Genomic DNA, 21,563 nt, shown 5'->3' on the forward strand with positions numbered 1-21,563 from the left:
TTTATTTAGGACAACCGTTATTTTCTTGTGGTCCTGCTACAGTTACACATTTATCATAAAGATCAATAACTCCGTCAAGATCCATATCTAATGCTACACCAGCACCATCGACTCTTGCACCTGCAGGAGTATCAAGTTGTCTGTCCCAGTCGTCGCATACACCATCGTTATCCATATCTCCTTTTTCGCATACAACCAATTCAGTTGCAGTGTTTTCAAGGTCATAAATACGGCCATAAACTTCCTGTAAAGGATCATGCCATGCAAGATGTGTACTATGCTTACCTAATTTAAATGAAAGACCTAAAGTAAAGCTCATCGCTCCGTCTGAATAGGTATCATTAATCAGGTTATAGTTTATTCTGTCACCTGTAGGTGTATCGAGTGATCTGCCTTCTCCACCACCATCAAATTCTTCATCCATACTGTTGATATAGATTACTCTAGCTTCAAGATCTACAAGTTTTGATACGTTGTATTTCAAACCTAATGCTGCCTGGTAGAAGAATGAAGAAAATTCAAATTTCTGGTCGTTTCTGATTGGGATTCTTGGTGGGTTATTGCTCCATCTTGAAGCATCGTTATCAATAAGCTCCGTTTTGAAAGCCATGATACCTCCTCCTAAATAACCGTGAAGTGCCCATCTGTAAGGTGATTTGTTATCAACTCTTCTCAATAGATTTGAAAAGTTAATATCTCCTAATAATGAAACCTGCTTGTACTTCGTCCATGCATTAGCGATACCTGCAGCTGGATTTGTAGCCAATTCTGCCTGTTGCTTTGTTTCTCCCATTTGGTACTGTAAATCAATTCCAAAGGTGTGGTTAATTTGCTTATCAATACTTGCATAAGCATTCCATCCCCAGTTTACTTTATCTCCGTAAAATGACTTTACATCTGCAAATGTCATGAATGCAGGACCTCCACCAACTGAAACAGACCAATCGTTAAATTTACGACTGGTATTGGTGAATGTCTGCACATTGGCAGAGCCCGAAGAAAAAGTGTTAGGATATTCGTGTGAATGACTAATTGCAATACTGTCCTGTGCGTAAGTAGCTATAGGAAGTGCAGCCAACAATAATAAACCTAATTTCATACAATATGTTTTATGTTCTGTTTAAAAATAAACTATCTAATAATAATCTGGAAAATTCTCTTTCGTAAAGATGTCTGTAGTGAGGGATCTCCAATCTTTTACTCAAGAAAACTAAATTATCATAACTTACAATATCAATATCCATCACCCTGTCTGAATAGTTTCGGGTATTACCCGAATCTACCAACCTTCCCATACTTATTTCTATTTCTTTTAAACTGTTAAGAAGCTGAATTGGTGATAAATCTGTTTCGATACGTAGTGCAATATTACAAAAATTATTGGAACTGACAAATTCCACGGGTTCAGAATACAAAAATTTACTTTTATGTAATATAACGATGTTTTTATCGGTAATGCTTTCAAAAGCAATTTCGAGATTTTTTTTTTGATTCCCAATGTTACTTCCCAGTAACAAAATGGCATTATGATGCGACATATCGGAAAAGTTATTATTTATGAAGAGTTTCTTTAAAAATGTTCTGGCAAATATAGTGGCTGTAGTCATTTTATGTTGCCTGTTTTTCGTCTTTTTTATTGTAATGATTGTTGTGGGTTCTGCCAGCGAGAGCTCGTCTGTAGAAGTAAAGAAGAATTCGGTACTTACTATTAATCTTAAAACTGAGATTATAGACAGCCCGACAGAAGTACAAAAAGATGTTTTCGCATTTAGCAATAAGAGTAAAGAGATTCTTATTTACGATGCTGTAGAGGCAATCAGGAAAGCAAAGGATGATAAAAACATTAAAGGTATCAGTATAGAAGCAGATGATCTTAGTGCAGGTATTACCCAGATTGACGATTTGCGTGCGGCCATATCTGATTTTAAAAAGAGCGGAAAATTTGTCTACGCTTACGGAAATACGGTTTCGCAGTCTTCATATTATCTAGGTTCTGTAGCAGATCAGTATTATCTTAATCCTTCAGGTGGTATCGAGCTGAAAGGTCTGTCTACTGAAGTGACTTTCTTTAAAGAATTTGCTGAAAAGTACGGGATCGGAATTGAAGTAATACGGCACGGTAAGTTTAAATCTGCTGTTGAGCCGTTTATAGCTAATGAAATTTCACCTGAAAATAAGGAACAGCTCAGTACACTTTTGAATGATATCTGGAACAGCACTTCTTCAAAAATTGCAGCTTCAAGAAAGATTGAACTACCACAATTCAAAACTGTTGTAGACAGCTTATATGGAATGATTCCGGAAGAGAGTGTAAAGTTTAAACTGGCTGACAAACTTATTCAAAAAACAGAATATGATCAGATACTAAGATCAAAACTAAGCCTTAAAGAAAAAGATAAGCTGTCAAAAATTTCCCTCAGTAAATATGTGGATTCATTCAAAAATGAAGAAAAATCTGGCGACAGGGTAGCAGTACTTTATGCCTCAGGTTCAATCAACAGCGGGGATGAATACAATGAAATTTATTCTGAAAAATATTTAAAATATATCAAAGATCTTCAGGAAGATAAAAAAGTGAAAGCGGTAGTTCTGAGAATTAACTCTCCCGGAGGAAGTGCTAATGCATCAGATGAGATTTTATTTGAACTTCAGCAGTTGAAAAAGAAGAAACCACTCATTGTTTCATTCGGTGATTATGCTGCTTCAGGTGGTTATTATATTGCAATGGCTGCGGATAAAATTTATTCCCAACCGAACACCTTAACCGGCTCTATTGGTGTTTTTGGAGTTTTGCCTTACTTTAAAGAAATCGCCAATAAAAATGGAGTACGCTCAGATATTGTAGCGACCAATGCCAATTCAGCTTATTATTCATCATTAAATGGTTTAAGTCCGCACGGTGTTGCGATGATTACAAAAAGTGTGGAAGGTACCTACAAAAGATTTGTGCATTTTGTAACTCAAAACAGGAAGAAATCTTTCGAACAGATTGATGCCGTTGGTGGCGGAAGAGTCTGGAGCGGAACAAGAGCCAAGGAAATCGGACTTGTAGATGAATTGGGATCTTTAAATGATGCCGTGAAATTTGCCGCAGCCAAAGCAAATCTTAAAGATTACAGAGTAAAATCTTATCCTGAAGAGAAAACTGCTTTCGAGCAGATTTTTGATGGAATGAATGAGGACGATATTTCTGCAAGAGTACTGAAGAATAAAATCGGCAAATCAAACTATGAGATTCTGATGCAGCTCACAGATAAAAAGCTGAAATCTGAAGTGAAAATGGAAATGCCTTTCCAGATCAGAATAGACTAAATTATATTGTTTCATAAAAAATCCGGCATCAGAATTTCAGATGCCGGATTTATTTTTTTATTGAATAGTTATTAACGTTTTCTGGTCAACATTTCGTAGATCCATATTACAATGATTGCTCCACCAATTGCAAGGAACCAACTTCTGAAATTCCAGAAAGAATCTACATCTCCCCAATGTAAAACGTAAACGCCGATTAAACCTCCGATAAAGGCACCAACGATTCCTAAAATGATAGTGATAAGCCATCCGCCGCCTTGTTTACCAGGCATGATCAGTTTAGCGATTGCTCCGGCTAAAAGCCCGAAGATAATCCAGGTAATGAATCCCATAAAATAATTTTTTAATGTTATTAATAGTGTTTGTTCAGAAAGATATCAATTATCTCTTCTTGAAAAATGAATCTACAAACTCTGTACCATTAAAAAGCTGAAGGTCGTGCATTTTCTCGCCGACGCCGATGTATTTTACAGGAATCTGAAACTGATCTGAAATTCCGATCACTACGCCTCCTTTTGCTGTTCCGTCTAATTTGGTGACTGCCAAAGCATTCACTTCTGTAGCAGCAGTAAACTGTTTTGCCTGCTCAAAAGCATTCTGACCTGTGGAACCGTCCAAAACCAATAAAATCTCGTGTGGCGCATCAGGAATTACTTTCTGCATCACTCTCTTAATTTTAGAAAGTTCGTTCATTAAATTGATTTTGTTATGAAGTCGCCCTGCCGTATCGATGATCACCACGTCTGCATCCTGAGCTACGGCACTCTGTACAGTGTCAAAAGCAACGGAAGCAGGATCTGATCCCATTTCCTGTTTTACGATCGGTACGCCCACTCTTTCGCTCCAGATCACCAACTGATCAACTGCTGCAGCACGGAAGGTATCTGCAGCACCCAGAACTACTTTTTTACCTTCAGATTTAAACTGATGAGCAAGTTTTCCAATCGTTGTAGTTTTTCCGACACCGTTTACACCCACGACCATGATGACATAAGGTTTTTTTGAGGTATCAATATTTCCTGTACCCTTATGTGGATTTTCCAGTAAAAGGCTGGATATTTCGTCACGTAAAATTTTGTCGAGCTCGCCTACACTTACGTATTTGTCTCTGGCAACACGCTCTTCAATTCTGCCGATGATTTTGATTGTAGTAGAAGCACCTACGTCTGATGCGATTAGGATCTCCTCAAGATTATCGAGAACTTCATCATCAACTTTGCTTTTGCCGACAACGGCTTTCGTCATTTTTTCGAAAAAGCCCTGACTTGATTTTTCCAAACCTTTGTCAAGAGTTTCTTTTTCTTCTTTTTTAAAAATATTTTTAAACCAGCTCATTTTTATGAATGCGGAATTTTAATTATGTCGGAAGCTGGATGTTGGAATCTTGATGTTTGCAAAATAAAATTTTATGTTTGTAGACATCCGGCACCCAACATCCGGCACCCGGCTTAGAAAAGCAAATATAACAAAAAAACTACCCGAAAACCGGATAGTTTTTGTATTTCGATAGACCGAAGTGATTATTTTTTCAAAAAACCGTCTACTTCGTCTGCGTTCATTACTTTCTCTTCGAAAACGTAAGCTCCTGATTTAGAAGACTTCACCATTTTCACCACTTTAGTCATTTTTTTAGACTGTCCGCTTTGTAGGGTTGCTACTACTTTCTTTGCCATGGTAAATTATATTTATAAATTACTTGATTTCTTTGTGAAGGGTAGATCTCTTAAGAACCGGATTGTATTTTTTCAATTCCAATCTTTCTGTAGTGTTCTTTTTGTTTTTTGTAGAAATGTATCTTGACATTCCTGGCATACCGCTTTCTTTGTGCTCTGTACATTCAAGAATTACTTGAACTCTGTTTCCTTTTTTTGCCATGATTTAGTTCTTTTTAATCAATCCTTCTCTGATGCCTCTTTCGATAGCCTCTTCAATTCCAATCTTGTTAATGATTCTCAATCCATGAGCTGAAACTTTCAGCGTAACGTGCTTGTCTTGCTCTGGAAGGTAAAATTTCTTTTCCAATAAGTTAATTTCAAAACGACGCTTCGTTTTGTTATTAGCGTGGGAAACGTTGTTACCAACCATTGCACGCTTTCCTGTTATCTGGCAAATTCTTGACATATCTCGATGTTCTTATTTGTATAATATTTGAGGTTGCAAAATAACGGATTATTTTTTAGACAGACAAATTTTTATTAAATTATTTGTTAAATTTTTATCACAACTTTCTTTAAATCTTAGCCTAAGCCTTTTTAGAATCCATTTTTGTTTTAATCCGATTGAAAATTAAATAAAACAATAAAAACCCAAATGCAAACATGCAGACTCTTGAGATAAAATCTCCGGTTCGGGTATAAAAAGTTTCGCCTTCATACAGTTTAATTTTCGCAAACAATGCTGTTTTGTCGCCATACAGAGTGTCTTCTTCAATCTCTCCCAAAGCATTGATATGCGCCGAAATTCCGCTGTTGGCAGCTCTGGCAATCTCTCTTCTCGTTTCAATAGAACGCATTCTCGCATAAGAAAGAAGCTGTCTGTGCCCTTCCGTAACGCCCCACCAGGAATCGTTGGTCATAATGGCAAAAAAGTTGGCGCCCTTTTTTACATAATCCGTTACAAATTCACCGTAAATGCTTTCGTAGCAGATGATCGGAGCCATTTTCCCTTTGTTATAAGGGTTCGAAAATGCGACCCGTTCTTTGTCTATTCCCAAAGAAGCTACTGTTCCTCCCAGGTTAATCATTGCATCTCCCAAAAGTGGCTTTAAATAACTCATATACGGGAATATTTCCACACCGGGAACCAGTTTTCCCTTGTGATAGACTTCCACTTTTTGGTTAGGAATAATCTGTACTGCCGAATTGTAACTTTCAACCCAGGCTCCTGAACTGGTTTGGTAGGCTTCTTTCGGAAGATTTTCTGAATTTAAATAATATTTATGTGAAGAAATTCCTGATGCAAAAACAGATTTTGGATGTTTGGTTAAAAATGATTTTACAGTATTTAATAGTTGACTCTTTTCAAAAGCGGTTTCCGAAATCGAACCCCGCCCCGGAATAGCGGTTTCAGGAGCAATATAATAATCGATTTTTGTGGTGGAATGTTCTTCGGCAAGACCTAAGAGTTCATTCTGAATGGTAATGCTGTCTTTCTGGTATTTTTCATTGTACGGATCAAGTTCAGGCTGAAGCATCAAAACATTTACTTCGCCGATAGGTTTTTCATCAAAATTATTATACTTCGAAATAGAAATAATCATCGGAACAGCGATCAGTAAAGCAATCACAGATGAATTAATGATTAAACTTTTTCTTTTACGGCCTGCCTGCCAGATTCTGATGGTATAGAAAATAAAAATATTGATAATCAGAATCCAGAAACTTCCTCCTGTGGCTCCAAGTGTGTCGTACCACTGAATTAGTTTCGGATGTTCTGAAAAAGAATTTCCTAAGTTCAGCCAAGGCCAGGTGAGTTCCCAATTGAGGTGAAATTTCTCAAAACTCATCCAGATGCTCACGAAAAATGCCAGCCCCCAATACGTTCCCTGCGCATTTTTATACCAGTGATAACATTGAAAAACGAGTGAATACAGTAATGAATTGATCAGAACCGGAAAAAGAACCGCCATCATTGAATGGCTTCCGTCAGGATTTTTTGAGCCGTAAAGCCAGCCTGTGGTCACTACGTTCCAGATGACAAAACAGATATAAGTTAATCCGAAAACCACCCAGCTTTTTCTTCTGTATTTTGAAAATTTTGAAATATCGTGTTCCATCACCAAAAGTGGAACCAGAGCAATAAATATAAAGAAAGGAACGCCGTAAGTAGGCCATGAAACCGAGAGCAGCATCGCCGCAATAAGCGTGAGAAGTAAATGTTTCATTAAAAATATTTAATACGCAAATTTAGTCTTTTTGAAATGAATATCTTTGCCGCAGATGTTAAAGAAGTTTTATCAAATTACTATTTTTCCGTACACATTATTTCTGCTTTATCTGATGTTTCTGGGGATGGGCAGATTTCAGTTTGATGAAAATGTCATCAGGATTGAACCGGTATATTCTACGCTGAGCTTTATTGAAAATACAATCCGCTGGTGGGATATTGTGAGAATCGTTCTGGGAAATGTTCTGATGTTTATTCCTTTTGGTTTTCTGGGCTGGGTTTTTCCGAAACTGACGGATCTTAAAAGTTTAATGTATGCATTTATTTCCTCCATTTTTATTGTTGAAGGAATGCAGTATTTTACCCGTCTCGGAATTTTCGAGATTGATGATATTCTTTTAAACAGTTTCGGTGTTTTTGTCGGATTTCAGATTCGCAGGTTTATGGAAAAAAAATTTACCCATTTAGTTCTTTAGCGCGTTTTTCAGCATTTAAAATTCCTTGCTTTAAAATTTCCTTTAAATCTTTTTCATTAAAAGTCTTCAAAGCAGCTTCCGTTGTTCCGCCTTTTGATGCAACGTCTTTGATGAGTTCTTCAAGATTTTTATCGGAATTATTAATAAGGTGATAAGCGCCGAGCATGGTTTGTTTTACAAAGAGTTTAGATAAATTTTCATCAATTCCCATTTCTGTTCCCGCCTTGATCATGGCGTCAACGATATAATAAAAATACGCCGGGCCACTTCCTGAAAGGGCTGTAACACCATCCAGAAGCTCTTCATTTTCCAGATAAACTGATCTTCCGGTCGAGTTGAGGAATCTTTCAATATTAATTAACTGACTGAATGAAATGCCATCTGCAGCAGTATAACCTGTGATTCCCATTCCTAAAAGTGTAGGCGAGTTGGGCATAGCTCTTACCACCATTTTATGGTTGAGTAATCTTTGGATTTTTTCGATTTTAATTCCTGCCATGATGGAAAGAACCATTTGGTTTTCATTTAAATTAAATTTAAAATTCTCCGCTGCATGCTGGAAATCCTGAGGTTTTACGGCAATGATAATTAAATCTGCATTTATTTCATCAACAGTTTCAAAAATGGAAATTTGAGACTTTGGAAATTCTTCTTTTATTTTGTTGATTTTATTTTGATTTCGGGTAATCAGATGAAGGTCTTCCGGTTTTATTAGTTCGTACTTTAAAAATGATTTTGAGAAAGACAGACCCATATTTCCGGCTCCGATAATAGCAATTTTCATAGTTGTGTGTTTTTGTTTTAAACATAAAAACGCTTAGGTTTTCCAAGCGTTTTGTATAAGTAATGAGTAATTGGTAATGAGTAATAATAAAAATTTAGTTTTAAACTTCCATCTTCCCACTTCCGACTCAATTAAATTCTCTCAATATCAGCACCAATAGCTTTTAATCTGCCATCGATGTTTTCATAACCTCTATCGATTTGCTCGATATTGTGGATGATTGACTTTCCTTCAGCAGAAAGTGCTGCAATAAGAAGTGCATTTCCGGCTCTGATATCTGGCGAAACCATGGTTGTTCCTCTCAACGGAGATTCCTGATTTAAACCGATAACTGTTGCTCGGTGAGGATCGCAAAGGATAATCTGAGCGCCCATATCGATTAATTTATCAACGAAAAACAGTCTCGATTCAAACATTTTCTGATGTACCAATAAACTTCCTTTTGCCTGAGTTGCCACCACCAGAATAATGGAAAGCAGATCCGGAGTAAAGCCCGGCCACGGCGCATCTGAAACAGTAAGAATAGATCCGTCAATAAATTTCTGAATCTTATAATGTTCCTGAGAAGGAATGTAAATATCGTCACCGCTCTGTTCAAGCTGAATTCCTAATTTTCTGAATGTATTTGGAATAACGCCGAGTTGGTTCCAGTTTACGTTTTTAATGGTGATTTCAGATTTCGTCATGGCTGCAAGACCAATCCACGAACCGATTTCTACCATATCAGGTAACATCGTGTGCTCGGTTCCGTTCAGGTGAGTTACTCCTTCAATCGTCAGTAAATTTGAACCGATACCTGAAATGTTGGCACCCATCCTGTTCAGCATTTTACAAAGTTGCTGAAGGTATGGTTCACACGCTGCGTTGTAAATTCTGGTTTTTCCTTTGGCTAGAGCCGCCGCCATCACAATATTTGCTGTTCCGGTTACAGAAGCTTCTTCCAGAAGAATGAATTTTCCGTTCAGCTCTTTTGCTTTTAATGAATAGAAATATTCTTCTTCATCGTAGTTAAATTCCGCACCAAGTTCCACTAAACCCTGAAAGTGCGTATCCAGTCTTCTTCTTCCGATTTTGTCACCGCCAGGAGTTGGCATATAAGCTTCACCATAACGGGCAAGCATTGGTCCCATCAACATAATTGAACCTCTCAGTTTGGCACCGTCTTTTTTGAATTCGTTGGATTTAATATAATCAAAATTGACATTATCTGCCTTAAAAGTGTAATCTCCGTGAGCATTTTTAGAGACTTTCACTCCAAAATCACCTAAAATCTCAATAAGTCTGTTTACATCATGAATGTCGGGAATGTTTTTGATTCTTACCTCTTCATCTGTTAATAAAACTGCACACAAAATTTGGAGCGCCTCATTTTTTGCCCCTTGTGGAGTGATTTCTCCCTGTAGTCTTTTTCCTCCTCTTATCTGAAAAGTCCCGCTCATTACCTTCTGTTCTTGTTATTATTGTTGTTTGTAAATCTTCTTTTGTTGACGTTAGTATTAGAATTCCCCTGATTTCTGTTGTTATTCTTGTTAGCATTGTTTCTATTGGCAGTTGCGTAATAGATTTTGCTTTTTTCAAGAGATTCAATATTTGTTAAATCAAGTCTGTTTTTTGACAGTTCTTTTAAATGACGGAAAATCACATCATCCGTTACGTGCTCTTTGTTATAAACATTGTACGACTTCTTCATATTGTTGGCAATCACTTCGATCAGGGCTTCTTTTTCGTCGCCAGGCTCCAGTTCTATTGCTTTTTCGATAAGCTGAAGAATGCTTTTTCCGTAAAATTTGAAATCTCCCTGAAGTTTAGGATATTCCATTCTCTGAGGTTTTTCCGCAAGATCTTCTCTTGTAGGAAAAGGGTAGGGAGAATCTGCATCCAGATTATAATCTGCCAGAATGTAAAGATGATCCCAAAGTTTATGTTTATAGTTTTCTTCGTCTCTTAAGTGAGGATTTCTCTGCCCCATAAAATCAATGATTGCCATTGCCATTTCGCTTCGTTCTTCTTTTGTAGGAAGCTCTTTGCAACGCTCAACCAACTGTTGTATGATTCTGCCATATTCCGGCAAAAGTAGCTGAGTTTTTTGGGTATTGTATTCCATAGTTTGCAAATATATGGATTAATAAAAAAAATGTTCAGAAAATCTTTAAAGTTTAAAAATATTTAATGATATTTTAAAGCATTTCAGACCTCGATGAATTTCTTTCGCTCATCCGGAGTCGGTAAAAAGCATTTCTGATTGCTGATCTTCATTCTGTTTCTTGAGATGACGTCATACAGACGGTCACTCAGAGAAGTAGGAAATATTTTTCCGATTAAACTTCCTATGCTGTAAAAGCCGCCCAGTAAGTCTAAAACTTTGATGATGGCTTTGGATTTTATTAAATAATAGGAACCAAATTTCCACAAATACAGGGTGTTGAACTGTTTTTGGTCTAAATTTCTCTCACCTAAAAATTTCTGCCCGAAATCTGACTGGAGAGAAGCAAACATAAACTGATTTTTTTTGTCCCGCTGCAAAATCCACTGTACCCAGAAATTGCATACACCGCAGTCTCCGTCAAAAAAAATAATGTGTTTGTTTTCCCAGTTTTCCACGGTTTAGTTGTTTTTAATTTTGGTGTCTTTGATTTGAAATTTAAAATAATCTGCGAGTTTTTTTCGCTCTTCATCAGATAGTTTTGCATCCTGATGCCCGATAAAATAAGTATCTAAAGGCATTTTTTTCTTCTCAACCATTTCTGCAGCTTCTTCCATCTTGTGAATTTGTCTGGATGGCTCGTACGTTGCGAAAGTGGAAAAATTCAATTCTTTTCTCCCTTCGTTAATATGATTTTTAACAAACCATGATGAAGGTGCAATGCTCGAATACCACGGATATTTCGTCTCGTTGGAATGACAGTCGTAGCACGATGTCCTTATTAATTTGGCAATCTCCGGCGGCGTGTCTTTTATTCTTAAAAAATCCATGCCCGGCTCCAATGGCGGGTTGGTTTTATCGATCGGAAAAAACTGGATGATGATAAATCCTACCAGGACGATAACGAATATTTTTTTAAGCATAATGTTGGGTATTGAGAAGGTGAAAAGTAAACTGCAATGTTCTTACCAATTTATTTGAAAACACAAATTAGTCATTTTATAAATTGGAATCAATCTAAATTTTATTTCTGAAACTTAAATTTTGGTTAAACTTTCAGATTCAGGAAGTTTTTTTATCTGCTTTTTATTAATTTTAAAAATGAGTTGGAAAAATTAAATAGTACAGAATGAAAAAGTATTTGAATTTTAAATAAATCAATAGTATTTAAAACATCATTTAAAGTTTTAAATATATAATTCACAGGAAAATAGTTTTTATAAATCATAAATATTTTATCAATAGATTAAAATTATAATTTAAACACCTTAAATTTACATCAATACAAATATTAAAAATTTAAATATGGAAAACCAAAATGGAGACATCAGCAAATGCCCTTTCCACAACGGACAAATGAATCAGACCGTGGCAGGCGGTGGAACAGAGAACCGCGACTGGTGGCCAAAACAGTTAAGGGTTGATATTTTGCGTCAGCACTCCAACCTCTCAGATCCGATGGATGAAAGTTTTGATTATGCTGAAGCTTTCAAATCTTTAGATTACCAGGGTTTAAAAAATGATCTTCACGCTTTAATGACCGATTCTCAGGATTGGTGGCCAGCTGATTTCGGACACTACGGGCCGCTATTCGTGAGAATGGCGTGGCACAGTGCCGGAACTTACCGTGTTTTTGACGGTCGTGGCGGCGGAGCGAGAGGTCAGCAGAGATTTGCACCGCTCAACAGCTGGCCCGATAATGTAAGTTTAGATAAAGCAAGGAGGCTGCTGTGGCCAATCAAACAGAAATATGGAAATAAAATTTCGTGGGCAGATCTTTTGATTCTCACCGGAAACGTTGCGTTGGAATCAATGGGTTTTAAAACTTTCGGTTTTGCCGGGGGTAGGGAAGATGTCTGGGAGGCTGATCAGGATGTATACTGGGGTTCTGAACACACTTGGCTGGGAAATGAGGAACGTTATTCTGACGGAAAACCGGGTCTGGATGCTCACGGTGTAGTTTCTTCCGACGAAGATGCTACAGGCGGAACTCACAGCAGAGATCTTGAAAAACCTTTGGCAGCGGCTCACATGGGACTGATTTATGTGAATCCTGAAGGTCCGGACGGAAATCCCGATCCGATTGCTGCGGCAAAAGACATCAGGGACACCTTTGGCAGAATGGCAATGAATGATGAGGAAACCGTCGCTTTGATTGCCGGCGGACACACTTTTGGAAAAACCCATGGTGCAGGTCCTTCAGACCACGTAGGAAAAGAGCCTGAGGCAGCAGATTTGGCATCTCAAGGCTTCGGATGGGAAAGCTCTTTCAATACCGGAAAAGGAAAAGATGCCATTACTAGCGGACTTGAAGTGACCTGGACGGAAACACCAACGCAATGGAGCAATCATTTCTTCAAAAATCTTTTTGAAAATGAATGGGAACTTACGAAAAGTCCTGCCGGTGCTCATCAGTGGGTTGCAAAAGGAGGAGCGGAGATTATTCCTGACGCTTTTGATGCCAATAAAAAACACAGACCAACAATGTTGACAACGGATTTGTCTTTGAGACTTGATCCGGCATATGAGAAAATTTCAAGAAGGTTTTTTGAAAATCCTGATGAATTTGCAGACGCTTTCGCGAGGGCATGGTTTAAACTGACTCACAGAGATATGGGCCCGAAAGCAAGATATTTAGGTTCGGAAGTTCCGTCAGAAGAGTTGATTTGGCAGGATCCTCTTCCTGAAGTTGATTATGAATTGATTGGTGAAAATGATATTCAGAATCTGAAATCTGAAATTTTAAATTTAGGCTTATCTGTTTCCGAATTGGTTTCTACTGCCTGGGCATCGGCTTCTACTTTCAGAGGAAGTGATAAGCGAGGTGGCGCGAACGGTGCACGAATTCGTCTCGCTCCGCAGAAATACTGGGCCGTAAACAATCCTTCACAGCTTCAGAAGGTTCTTGATGTGCTTGAAAATATTCAGAAAAAATTCAATGAATCTCAATCCGGCAATAAAAAAGTTTCACTGGCTGATCTAATTGTTCTGGCTGGTAATACGGGAGTGGAAAAAGCAGCGTCAAACGGCGGTTTTGAGATTTCAGTAAAATTTAATGCTGGACGAACGGATGCTTCCCAGGATCAGACTGACATTGAATCTGTGGGATATCTTGAGCCTTTAGCCGATGGTTTCAGAAATTACAGAAAAGGAAATAAAAACGTTTCGACAGAATCTCTTTTAATTGATAAAGCGCAGCTTTTAACCCTGACAGCTCCGGAAATGACGGTTTTGCTGGGAGGTTTGAGAGTTTTAAATACCAATTTTGACGGTTCAAAACACGGAGTTTTTACTAAGAATTCAGAAACTTTAGGTAATGATTTCTTCGTGAATCTTCTTGATATGAACACGCAGTGGAAGGCAACGTCTCAGGACAGAGAGTTGTATGAGGGCAGAGACCGTAATTCAAATGAGAAAAAATGGACGGCGACCCGTGCAGACCTGGTTTTCGGTTCCAATTCTGAATTGAGAGCCATTGCTGAAGTATATGCTTCTTCAGATGCCAGAGAAAAATTTGCAAAAGACTTTGTAAAAGTATGGGAGAAAGTAATGGAACTGGATAGATTTGATTTAAAATAATTCAATAACATTAAAAATAAAGCCACTGAAATTTTGTTTCGGTGGCTTTGTGTTTATAATGGCATTTTGGTTTATTTTTTAAAATAAGACAAACTTCTTTATTTAATGTTTTTGAAAGGAAACGGTCTTTTTAAGCCGCCGGATTTTTTCTGAAAATCAAAAACTTTCAAAACAAAACACAAAATAATCCGTTTAATTCTTAAATTTGGCTAATGCAAAAAAATATTTATCTCATAGCGCTGTTGTTTTCTTTGGTAAGTTGCTACACTTATCAGGTTAAAAAACCTGTTGAGTTGCCAGTACAAGGCGATGAGCAGGCAAAAAGACGTGCTGCGAATTCTGAAGCTACACCTGTTCAAATGGCGGATGGAACAGCTGAAATGCAGGCACAGAGACAGCAGCCTGGCTCAGCTCCTGCGCAACCATTACCGGTAAATATTCAGGAAAAACTGGCGGTGGGTAAAAACTACAGAATCAATGTTGGTGGAAGTTCATACAAAATTATTGTAGATAAATGGCAAGGCGACAGTTTGGTTGCACATCCTGTGAAAAGACCTGAAACAATCCTAAAATTTCATAAAGATCAGATTGATAGTGAGAAGATCGCAGAAAAACGTTTCTCACAACCTATTGCTGACATAATTACTGTTGTAGCTTATGTTGGGATTGGTGTTGGGATTTATGCGTTTATTAAAGGAATGTAAAACTAATTCCAGATTCCGTTCATTTCGGTTAAAATCACAGGTCTTCCATCGGTAATCAGAATGGTGTGTTCGTGCTGAGCCATGTATCCGCCTCGGTTTCCAACCATCGTCCAGCCATCATTCAGTTCCACGGCAATACTTGAATCGGTCGAGATAAATGTTTCAATAGCAACAACTGTATTTTTCTTAAATCTTCTGTTTTCGAAACGGTTTTTGTAGTTCAAAAGTTCATCCGGTTCTTCATGAAGGCTTCTTCCAACGCCATGACCGCCGAGGTTTTTAATAACTTTGTATCCTCTCTTTTTAGCTTCAGTTTCCATTAGGTGTCCGATGTCGGCAATCTTTTTTCCTCCACTTATGTTGCTGATGGTTTTTTCTAAAATTTCCTTGGAGGCATCCACCAGTTTTTGGTGTTGATGAATGTCTTTTCCAACCACAAAAGAACTTCCGTTATCTGCCCAAAACCCATTGAGTTCTGCTGAAACATCAATGTTGATGAGGTCACCTTCCTGCAGGATTCTGTTTTCAGAGGGAATTCCGTGACAAAATTCGTTGTCTACGCTGATGCAGGTAAATCCCGGAAAGCCATACGTCACATAGGGTGCCGATTTTGCGCCATATTCTGAGAGGATTTTAGCTCCGTAATCATCAAGATCCTTTGTGCTCATGCCAGGTTTGGCGTAATCAACCATTGCTTTCAATGTTAATGCAACAGCTTTGCTGACATTTTGCATTCCGGCGAGTTCGTTTTCGTTGGTGATTGACATAGTGATGTATTTGAAATACAAAGTTAGAAAATAAATAAACAAGGTGTAAATGCAAGATTGCAGGAAAATCTGATAAAAAACAAAACCATCCCGTAAAAAGGATGGTTTGTAGACCCACAGGGATTCGAACCCCGACTGACGGTACCAAAAACCGGAGTGCTACCGTTACACTATAGGTCTTTATCTGAGTGCGAAATTATATAATTTATTTCAAAAATAAAAATTTCATTTAAAAATTTTACGTCTGATCTTCTTTAAATATTGAAAAACAGAGATTTAATTTTTACGGAATTTAAAAGAATATTCTTTAAAATTAATCTTAGAATCAAGGCCGGAAATTTTTTAAATAGCATTTTTAGTTAAAATTAGCTTATCTTTGCAAAAAATTGAGCTCCAAAAGTTGGAGTAACTCATTGATAATCTTGTCCTATCGCTTTGCCGAAGGATTATTAAACATTTTTTATGTCAAATATTGTTGCTATTGTTGGGCGTCCCAACGTAGGAAAATCCACGTTATTTAATCGTTTTTTAGAAAGAAGAGAGGCTATTGTAGACTCTACTTCAGGGGTAACCAGAGACCGTCACTACGGTAAATCGGATTGGAATGGTGTAGAATTCACTGTAATCGACACCGGCGGTTACGATGTGAATAACGATGACGTGTTTCAGGAAGAAATTTCAAAACAGGTTCAGCTTGCAATTGACGAAGCTACTTCGATTATTTTTATGTTGAATGTGGAGGAAGGTCTCACAGATACGGATTACGAAATCCACGAAATGCTCAGAAGATCAAACAAACCGACTTATATCGTCATCAACAAAGTAGATTCTGCGAAAGAAGAAGTTGCAGCAACAGAATTTTACCAGTTAGGCATCGATAAATATTATACTTTATCTTCTGCAACAGGATCCGGAACAGGAGAAATTCTGGATGATATTGTAAGAGATTTCCCAACGACAGATTATAAAGATCCATTCGAAGGTTTGCCGAAAATTACAATTGCCGGCCGTCCGAATGTAGGGAAATCTACCATGACCAATGCTTTGCTTGATGTAGAAAGAAATATCGTAACTGACGTTGCAGGAACTACAAGAGACAGTATTCAGACTCTTTACAATAAATTCGGACACGAGTTTGTGTTGGTAGATACTGCCGGAATGCGTCGTAAATCTAAAGTAAATGAAGATCTGGAGTTCTATTCTGTAATGAGATCTATCCGTTCCATTGAATATTCTGACGTTGTCATCATCATGGTTGATGCTACTATAGGATGGGAATCTCAGGATATGAACATTTTCGGTTTGGCTCAGAAAAACAGAAAGGGAATCGTGATCGTTGTCAACAAATGGGATTTGGTTGAAGACAAAAACACAAACACCGTAAGAGATTTCGAAAAAGCGATCAGAGATAAAATCGGTCAGTTCAGCGATATTCCAATTTTGTTTGTTTCGGCTTTAACGAAGCAGAGAATTTTGAAGACTGTTGAAATGGCAATGATTGTTTACGAAGACCGTAAAAAGAAAATCAAAACTTCAAAATTAAACGAAGTAATGCTTCCGATTTTTGAAGCTATGCCGCCACCTGCAAACAAAGGGAAGTACATCAAAATCAAATACTGTGTACAGCTTCCTACGCCTTCTCCTCAGTTTGTATTTTTCTGTAACCTGCCACAATATGTAAAGGAGCCTTATAAGAGATTTACTGAAAACCAATTGAGAAAACAGTTCGGGTTTACCGGAGTTCCGATTGAAGTGTATTTCAGACAGAAATAAATTAATTTGAAAATTTGGAAATGAGTTAATTTGAAAATTAATTCATTATTTTGCATGAAACGAAATTCGTTATCTCATTTTCAAATTTTTTATTTTCAAATTAAAACTATGACAGTAATCCTTTCACAACAGTTTTCTTTAGTCAATTCATGGATCAACGAGCTTCGAAACGTCGATGTTCAGCACGACCGGATGAGATTCCGCAGAAACATGGAAAGAATCGGGGAAATTGCAGCTTATGAAATTTCTAAAGATTTAGAAACGAAGGAAGTTGAAATTCAGACTCCTTTAGATCAACTTAGAGTGAAAGAAATTGCCGTACAACCTGTCATTACAACCATTTTAAGAGCAGGAGTTCCTTTATTTGAAGGGATTTTAAACTATTTTGATAAAGCCGATTGCGGTTTCGTGGCAGCTTACAGAAAACACGATGCCAACGATTACTTTTCAATCAAACAGGATTATTTAACCTGTCCGAATATCGACGGACGACCATTGATCGTTGCAGATCCGATGCTGGCAACTGGTGCTTCTCTCATCGAAGCCATCAAGGATTTGTTAACCAACGGAACGCCGACACAACTTCATATCGTTGCAGCAATCGCTTCAAGACAAGGCGTTGAAACCATAGAAAAAGCATATCCAAACGCCAAAATCTGGGTTGGAGCAATTGATGAAAATCTGACTTCAAAAGGATACATCACACCAGGCTTAGGCGACGCCGGAGATTTAAGCTATGGCGAAAAGTTGCAGAGATAATTCTTTCAGATTTACTTCCATAATTACTCATTCCCTATCAATTATTACACATTCTTATTCGTCCATCGCCATCACCAGAACACTGATTTTATTTTGTCCGGCTTTCAGAATTTCCCAGGCAACAGTTGCTAAAGTATTTCCGGTAGTAAAAACGTCATCAATCAGCAAAATATGTTGATTTGAAATTGGTCTTGTAATAGAAAAAGTATTTAGAGTTTCAAGACGGTGTTGTTTGTCTTTCAAAGCCTGAGCTTTTGAATAATGATTTCTTTTAATTAAATCATGGCTGAAAGGAATTTTATAAAACTTCGACAGCGATTCTGTAAACAAATGCAGTTGGTTATAACCTCTTTCCTTTAGTTTTTTCGGATGCAGCGGAACGGAAACCAGTAAATCCGGCTTTTCTTTAAATTCCAGACTGTCAATGAGCCATTCAGCTAAAACTTTTCCGGCATTTTCGCGGCTTTTGTATTTCAGTTCATGGATTATTTTTCGGCTTAAATTTTCCTTTTCAAACTGCATCAGCGAAAAAGCATTTTCAACAGGGAAGAGGAGTTTGCACTTTTCTTTCAGATTATTTTCAGAATGATAACCAAAATGAGTGAAGTGAATCTGCTCAAAACAAAGACTGCAAACCAGTAAATTGCCGTCGATAATTCGGTTGCAGTGAATGCAGCGGTTCGGGAAAAGAACATCCAGGATCATTTGTGTGTTTTATGAAACCAAAATAATAATTTTCTCCGAAAGATGAAATACCTGAAGTGAAATTTTCAGTTTAATTTTAAAAAAAATAAAATCAATATCTTTGAGTATGGGTTTGATTTTTGAAAAGAAAATAAAAATTACAGAAGAGCATATTGATCTCAATAATCACGTCAACAACGTGCAGTATGTGAAATGGGTTGAGGAAGTTGCAGGGGAACATTGGGACACGGTGAAAGATCATTTAAGTTTTCCTTTTGACATTTGGATGCTTTTAGATCATCACATTCAGTATAAGAGACAGGTTTATCTGGGAGATGTTATCACGATCAGAACCTATCCTAAACCACCTGAAGGAATCCGTCAGCCAAGAAAAGTGGAATTTTACTGCAACGATATTCTGGTGGTGGATTCTCTTACGCTTTGGGTTTTTATTGACCGCGAAACGCAAAAAGTGAAAAGACTCGATGCCGGCTGGCTCGAATTACTGTAATTTTTAATAAATATCACTACTTTCGCGTATCTAATAAACTCCATGGAAACTAAACTTACAGAGAATCAATTTGAAGAATTCGAAAAATACGAAGCGCTTTCTGATCAGGACGTTTTTACAAAAATCTGGACTCAGCCAAGAAAGGTTTTTAAATTTATAAACGATACCCAGTACGAAAAGTATTTCTATATTCTGCTTTTCTTTGCAGGTGTTGTACGCGCTTTAGACCGTGCTTCTACAAAAAATACTGGTGATGATTCTTCTCTTTTCTTCATTCTTTTTTTCGGTGTGGTACTCGGTGGAGCGTTTGGCTGGATTTCCTATTTCATTTATGCTGCACTGACGAGCTGGACAGGTAAATGGCTGGATGGTGCCGGCAATACTACATCCATTTTCAGAATGATGGCGTATGCATTGTTGCCTTCCACCTTAGCATTGGTTTTTATCATTCCGCAAATTGCAATATTCGGAGTTGATGTTTTCAGGGATGTTGAGTATGATACTGCAACTGCTTTCGGAGACATTGTTTTCTGGATATCAGTATTTTGTGAAGTGGTGCTTTCCCTTACAACGCTGGTTTTTATGGTGATCGGACTTTCGGAAGTACAGAAATTTTCGGTTTGGAAAGCTGTTCTCAATCTGATCCTGCCCATTTGTGTTATTGTAGTTCCTTTTCTTTTGTTGGCTGCGCTGTTTTATGCATTCTCTTAATTGGGAGGAATAAATTTTAAAGTCAGGGTAAGGTCATTCATTTAAATTTTGAATTTCCCTATCTTTGCACCATGATACGTATTACAAAAATTTTTACATTCGAAACTGCTCATGTTTTGTACAATTATGACGGAAAATGTAAAAATATGCACGGGCATTCCTACAAACTTTTCGTTACCGTAAAGGGAAAACCAATCAACGATCTGGAGAATCCTAAGAACGGAATGGTCGTGGATTTCGGAGATATAAAAACCATCGTGAAAGCTGAAATCGTTGATGTCTGGGATCATGCGGTTTTAATTAACGGCGTTTCTCCGCACAGGGAAATGGGAGAGGAACTTGAAAATAAAGGCCAGAAAGTGATTTACTGCAACTTTCAGCCAACCTGCGAGAATATGCTGTACGCCATCGCTGCGAAAGTAAAAGCCAAACTTCCTGAAGGAATCTCTCTGGCATATCTTAAACTTCACGAGACCGAAAACTCTTACGGAGAATGGTTTGCAGAAGACAATCAATAATTTTTTTGCTCAATTAAATTCTGAAAAGTGCTTAAAACAACCATCAGTCTCAAGTCCGGAAAGAAAGTTTATTTTGCTTCAGATCAGCATTTTGGTGCACCGAATCCGAAGGAAAGCAAACTGCGTGAGGAGAAATTTATCCGTTGGATGAATCAGATCAAGGAAGATGCGCAGGTATTATTTCTGATGGGAGACTTATTTGATTTCTGGCACGAATGGAATCACGTAATTCCGAAAGGTTATGTACGGGTTTTAGGTAAAATTGCAGAATTAAAAGACCACGGAATTCAGGTTTATTTTTTTGTCGGAAACCACGATTTGTGGATGAAAGATTATCTTGAGGAAGAAATAGGATGTACTGTTTTCTATAAAAAGCAGTATTTTGAAATGGGCGGAAAACAGTTTCTGCTCGCTCACGGTGATGGTCTGGGGCCAGGCGATAAAGGGTATAAAAGAATGAAAAAAGTCTTTACCAACCCGATTGCGCAGTGGTTTTTCAGATGGCTGCATCCGGATATTGCGATGAAAATCGCTTTGCATATGTCTCAGAAAAACAAAATGATTTCCGGTGATGAAGACAAGGCGTTTTTGGGCGAAGACAAAGAATTTCTGATTATTTACTCCAAAAAGAAATTGGAAACAGAAAAAATCGACTATTTTATTTACGGTCATCGTCACTTGCCAATGATTTTAAATTTAAATGATAACTCAAAATACGTTAATCTCGGAGACTGGATTTCCTATTTCACCTATGGCGTATTCGAGCATGATTTTGAATTGAAGACCTTTGAAAATTCTGAACAAAAAAAATTACCCCTAAAAGAGGTAATTTCCGAATAAAGGGTTCTACAGCCCTTATTCCTAATCCATATTCCGCGGATTGATTTGCAAATACCCGACCAACTTTGCTTATTCCGGATAAATTAAATGTGAATTATAAAGTTTAAAAACATAATT

The 21,563-nt window shown here is 37.5% G+C and carries 25 protein-coding genes and 1 tRNA gene; 10 read left to right on the forward strand and 16 right to left on the reverse strand.

Translation table 11 applies throughout. The annotated features are described in order from the left end of the window. Position 1 precedes the first annotated feature (1 nt). Both IC610_RS16480 and folK read right to left on the reverse strand, forming a co-directional pair. Complete coding sequence (locus IC610_RS16480; protein WP_191737819.1) at positions 2–1,099, reverse strand: outer membrane beta-barrel protein; 1,098 nt, start codon at positions 1,097–1,099, stop codon at positions 2–4. Between the two features lie 10 nt (positions 1,100–1,109). Continuing rightward, positions 1,110–1,538 (reverse strand): 2-amino-4-hydroxy-6-hydroxymethyldihydropteridine diphosphokinase, encoded by a 429-nt coding sequence (gene folK, locus IC610_RS16485; RefSeq protein ID WP_191737820.1) that lies wholly within the window; start codon positions 1,536–1,538, stop codon positions 1,110–1,112. 19 nt (positions 1,539–1,557) lie between these two features. On the opposite strand from folK, the gene sppA reads away from it, so the two are divergent. Beyond that, positions 1,558–3,312, forward strand: a complete 1,755-nt coding sequence (gene sppA, locus IC610_RS16490; protein WP_191737821.1) for a signal peptide peptidase SppA — start codon at positions 1,558–1,560, stop codon at positions 3,310–3,312. 71 nt (positions 3,313–3,383) lie between these two features. On the opposite strand, the gene IC610_RS16495 is transcribed toward sppA, so the two are convergent. The 6 genes from IC610_RS16495 to lnt all read right to left on the reverse strand — a co-directional run bounded on the left by IC610_RS16495 (position 3,384) and on the right by lnt (position 7,195). Further along, the gene (locus IC610_RS16495; RefSeq protein ID WP_056084481.1) at positions 3,384–3,644 is read right to left on the reverse strand and encodes a GlsB/YeaQ/YmgE family stress response membrane protein; all 261 of its coding nucleotides are present in this window, start codon (positions 3,642–3,644) and stop codon (positions 3,384–3,386) included. 49 nt (positions 3,645–3,693) lie between these two features. Beyond that, entirely contained in the window at positions 3,694–4,647 is a 954-nt protein-coding gene (gene ftsY, locus IC610_RS16500; protein WP_191737822.1) for a signal recognition particle-docking protein FtsY, read from the reverse strand. A 185-nt stretch (positions 4,648–4,832) separates the two neighbouring features. Beyond that, positions 4,833–4,985 carry a DUF4295 domain-containing protein gene (locus IC610_RS16505; protein WP_065399141.1) on the reverse strand — a complete coding sequence of 51 codons (153 nt, stop codon included), beginning with the start codon at positions 4,983–4,985 and terminating at the stop codon, positions 4,833–4,835. A gap of 19 nt (positions 4,986–5,004) precedes the next feature. Further along, on the reverse strand, positions 5,005–5,187 hold the full coding sequence (rpmG, locus tag IC610_RS16510; protein WP_027373683.1) for a 50S ribosomal protein L33: 183 nt from the start codon (positions 5,185–5,187) through the stop codon (positions 5,005–5,007). Positions 5,188–5,190: 3 nt separating this feature from the next. Then, a complete protein-coding gene (gene rpmB / locus IC610_RS16515) occupies positions 5,191–5,433 on the reverse strand; it encodes a 50S ribosomal protein L28 (RefSeq protein WP_034760742.1) in 243 nt (80 codons plus the stop codon). 121 nt (positions 5,434–5,554) lie between these two features. Beyond that, complete coding sequence (lnt, locus tag IC610_RS16520) at positions 5,555–7,195, reverse strand: apolipoprotein N-acyltransferase (RefSeq protein ID WP_191737823.1); 1,641 nt, start codon at positions 7,193–7,195, stop codon at positions 5,555–5,557. A 55-nt stretch (positions 7,196–7,250) separates the two neighbouring features. Here lnt and IC610_RS16525 point away from each other — a divergent pair, with 55 nt between their 5' ends. Beyond that, positions 7,251–7,673: a VanZ family protein gene (locus tag IC610_RS16525; RefSeq protein WP_191737824.1), complete on the forward strand. Its 423-nt coding sequence runs from the start codon at positions 7,251–7,253 to the stop codon at positions 7,671–7,673. Here IC610_RS16525 and proC read toward each other — a convergent pair. From proC to IC610_RS16550, 5 genes are all read right to left on the reverse strand, one after another. Next, complete coding sequence (proC, locus tag IC610_RS16530; RefSeq protein WP_191737825.1) at positions 7,654–8,457, reverse strand: pyrroline-5-carboxylate reductase; 804 nt, start codon at positions 8,455–8,457, stop codon at positions 7,654–7,656. The two genes, IC610_RS16525 and proC, sit on opposite strands and share 20 nt — an antisense overlap. 131 nt (positions 8,458–8,588) lie before the next feature. Next, positions 8,589–9,896 (reverse strand): UDP-N-acetylglucosamine 1-carboxyvinyltransferase, encoded by a 1,308-nt coding sequence (gene murA, locus IC610_RS16535; protein WP_191737826.1) that lies wholly within the window; start codon positions 9,894–9,896, stop codon positions 8,589–8,591. After that, positions 9,896–10,561 carry a DUF4290 domain-containing protein gene (locus IC610_RS16540; RefSeq protein ID WP_191737827.1) on the reverse strand — a complete coding sequence of 222 codons (666 nt, stop codon included), beginning with the start codon at positions 10,559–10,561 and terminating at the stop codon, positions 9,896–9,898. Before IC610_RS16540 ends, murA begins: the two co-directional genes overlap by 1 nt. A gap of 83 nt (positions 10,562–10,644) precedes the next feature. Next, positions 10,645–11,058, reverse strand: a complete 414-nt coding sequence (locus tag IC610_RS16545; protein WP_191737828.1) for a thiol-disulfide oxidoreductase DCC family protein — start codon at positions 11,056–11,058, stop codon at positions 10,645–10,647. Between the two features lie 3 nt (positions 11,059–11,061). Beyond that, the gene (locus IC610_RS16550; protein ID WP_191737829.1) at positions 11,062–11,523 is read right to left on the reverse strand and encodes a heme-binding domain-containing protein; all 462 of its coding nucleotides are present in this window, start codon (positions 11,521–11,523) and stop codon (positions 11,062–11,064) included. A 382-nt stretch (positions 11,524–11,905) separates the two neighbouring features. On the opposite strand from IC610_RS16550, the gene katG reads away from it, so the two are divergent. Beyond that, positions 11,906–14,179 carry a catalase/peroxidase HPI gene (gene katG / locus IC610_RS16555; RefSeq protein ID WP_191737830.1) on the forward strand — a complete coding sequence of 758 codons (2,274 nt, stop codon included), beginning with the start codon at positions 11,906–11,908 and terminating at the stop codon, positions 14,177–14,179. 212 nt (positions 14,180–14,391) lie between these two features. After that, a complete protein-coding gene (locus IC610_RS16560) occupies positions 14,392–14,883 on the forward strand; it encodes a hypothetical protein (RefSeq protein ID WP_191737831.1) in 492 nt (163 codons plus the stop codon). A gap of 2 nt (positions 14,884–14,885) precedes the next feature. Here the strand turns inward: IC610_RS16560 and map are convergent, their stop codons facing one another. Next, positions 14,886–15,650, reverse strand: coding sequence for a type I methionyl aminopeptidase (gene map, locus IC610_RS16565; protein ID WP_191737832.1), 765 nt, complete (start codon positions 15,648–15,650; stop codon positions 14,886–14,888). A 109-nt stretch (positions 15,651–15,759) separates the two neighbouring features. Further along, a tRNA-Gln gene (locus IC610_RS16570) sits at positions 15,760–15,830 on the reverse strand. A 282-nt stretch (positions 15,831–16,112) separates the two neighbouring features. On the opposite strand from IC610_RS16570, the gene der reads away from it, so the two are divergent. Together der and upp are read left to right on the forward strand one after the other, a co-directional pair. Further along, positions 16,113–17,423 carry a ribosome biogenesis GTPase Der gene (gene der / locus IC610_RS16575; protein WP_191737833.1) on the forward strand — a complete coding sequence of 437 codons (1,311 nt, stop codon included), beginning with the start codon at positions 16,113–16,115 and terminating at the stop codon, positions 17,421–17,423. Between the two features lie 108 nt (positions 17,424–17,531). Beyond that, positions 17,532–18,182 carry a uracil phosphoribosyltransferase gene (gene upp / locus IC610_RS16580; RefSeq protein WP_191737834.1) on the forward strand — a complete coding sequence of 217 codons (651 nt, stop codon included), beginning with the start codon at positions 17,532–17,534 and terminating at the stop codon, positions 18,180–18,182. Between the two features lie 54 nt (positions 18,183–18,236). Here the strand turns inward: upp and IC610_RS16585 are convergent, their stop codons facing one another. Beyond that, positions 18,237–18,887: a ComF family protein gene (locus tag IC610_RS16585; RefSeq protein ID WP_191737835.1), complete on the reverse strand. Its 651-nt coding sequence runs from the start codon at positions 18,885–18,887 to the stop codon at positions 18,237–18,239. Positions 18,888–18,993: 106 nt separating this feature from the next. Between IC610_RS16585 and IC610_RS16590 the strand changes: the two genes are divergently transcribed. The 4 genes from IC610_RS16590 to IC610_RS16605 all read left to right on the forward strand — a co-directional run bounded on the left by IC610_RS16590 (position 18,994) and on the right by IC610_RS16605 (position 21,446). Continuing rightward, positions 18,994–19,377: an acyl-CoA thioesterase gene (locus IC610_RS16590; protein WP_191737836.1), complete on the forward strand. Its 384-nt coding sequence runs from the start codon at positions 18,994–18,996 to the stop codon at positions 19,375–19,377. 42 nt (positions 19,378–19,419) lie between these two features. Next, positions 19,420–20,088: a Yip1 family protein gene (locus IC610_RS16595; protein WP_191737837.1), complete on the forward strand. Its 669-nt coding sequence runs from the start codon at positions 19,420–19,422 to the stop codon at positions 20,086–20,088. Positions 20,089–20,159: 71 nt separating this feature from the next. Further along, positions 20,160–20,606, forward strand: coding sequence for a 6-pyruvoyl trahydropterin synthase family protein (locus tag IC610_RS16600; protein ID WP_056084526.1), 447 nt, complete (start codon positions 20,160–20,162; stop codon positions 20,604–20,606). Between the two features lie 27 nt (positions 20,607–20,633). Beyond that, the gene (locus IC610_RS16605; RefSeq protein WP_191737838.1) at positions 20,634–21,446 is read left to right on the forward strand and encodes a UDP-2,3-diacylglucosamine diphosphatase; all 813 of its coding nucleotides are present in this window, start codon (positions 20,634–20,636) and stop codon (positions 21,444–21,446) included. Positions 21,447–21,563 lie beyond the last annotated feature (117 nt).

Source organism: Chryseobacterium caseinilyticum, assembly GCF_014837145.1.
Classification (GTDB): domain Bacteria; phylum Bacteroidota; class Bacteroidia; order Flavobacteriales; family Weeksellaceae; genus Chryseobacterium; species Chryseobacterium caseinilyticum.